The organism is Mesorhizobium sp. M0185 (genome assembly GCF_040322175.1).
GTDB lineage: Bacteria > Pseudomonadota > Alphaproteobacteria > Rhizobiales > Rhizobiaceae > Mesorhizobium.
On sequence record NZ_JAMYSY010000117.1, the window covers coordinates 1 to 1,428 of the forward strand.

The 1,428-nt window shown below is 64.8% G+C and carries 1 protein-coding gene; it reads right to left on the reverse strand.

All coding sequences use genetic code 11. The annotated features are described in order from the left end of the window. Positions 1–279 precede the first annotated feature (279 nt). Entirely contained in the window at positions 280–1,317 is a 1,038-nt protein-coding gene (locus NKJ20_RS33970; RefSeq protein ID WP_352749949.1) for an IS110 family RNA-guided transposase, read from the reverse strand. Positions 1,318–1,428 lie beyond the last annotated feature (111 nt).

The following is a 1,428-nucleotide window of genomic DNA, read 5'->3' on the forward strand; positions in this document are numbered from 1 at the left end:
CCTCTCTGATTGGGGTGGTTGAGGTCAAGGTGCTCCTGTACTTTTTTCCAGGGCCGTTCCGCAGGTCACTCGCTTCTCTTCGCGGTCGGCGCCTTGGCCGCCGCATGATGGGGTCAGGAGAGCGAGGTGTCTCAATCTGTTTCACGACCTTGCCGGGTTTAGCGGCAGGTTCGGGTCTCTCAACGAGATCGCCTCGCCCATCGTCCCCACGGAACGATCTGGACATCGCCCGTTCGGGCGAAAGCTCCTTTCCTTACTCCTTCAATGTTTGCGGCGGGTTCACGCCGCCGGGGTGGCAATTTCCTTTCCAAAGCGGAATTCGGTCGCGTCGGCCCAAATCCGGTGCAGGATGACCGCCAGCTTACGGGCCACCGCCACACGCGCCCGCGCCATGCCACGGCGCTTGGCGACATTCATGCCCCATGCCCTCAGGCTCGACCATTTCTTCGAGCGTACGAGCAGCGAATGCGCTGCCTCGTAGAGGGCCGTGCGGGCGAGTTCGTCGCCGCAGCGACTGATCCTGCCCTGGATGTCGGTCTCACCCGATTGGTAGCGCGCGGGCGTCAGCCCCAGATGCGCCCCAACCGCTTGGCTGGAGCCGAACCGCTCCGGCCGGTCGATGGTGGCGCGGAAGGTGAGCGACGTGATCGGGCCGACGCCGGGCGCCGACATCAGCCGCCGGCAGACCTCCTCCTTGCGCACGATGTCGAGAACCTGCCTGGTCAGCCGGGCGAACTCCTTGAGCATGGCGCCGAGGATCGCAAGCAGCGGCTCGACCATCGCCATCACTTCGGCGTCGGCGCCGACCAGCTCGCGCACCCGCCCGGCAAAGACGGACCGCGACGGCAGGCCCAGCTTGACGCCGGCTTCGCGCAGCATGGCACGCACCACATTCTCGATCGTGCGCATTTCGTTGAGAACCGTCCGGCGGGCGACCAGCAACGAGCGCCACAGCCGGCATTGTCTGCTCTTCACATGCACCTGCCGGTACCAGCCGGTGCGCATGATCTGCGCCAGCGCGCGGGCATCGTTCCTGTCGGTCTTGTTCGGCATCGTCTTCATGGCCGCATTGGCAGCCCGCGTCTCGATGCAGATCGCCGGCAGCCCTTCGGCGCGCAATCCGTCGTGAAGCCATGCCGTCAGTGAACAGGCTTCCAGCCCGACGCGCTCCAGCACCAGGTCGACTTTACGCAATGCCTCGGCCAAAGCCTGCGGCTCGCTCGCCGCTCGAGCCTCCTTCATGATGCGACCGCTCTCATCGACGACGCAGATCGCGGTCTCTTCCAAAGACACGTCCAGTCCGGCAAAGTACTTCATGGCTGCTCCTTCCCGATGTTTGTGGCGATTCCACATCGACCACGTTCTCACATCACGACAGGAGCAGCCGCCCTCTTCCGGCGTCGGCCGAGACCCCAATCACCCCATCTG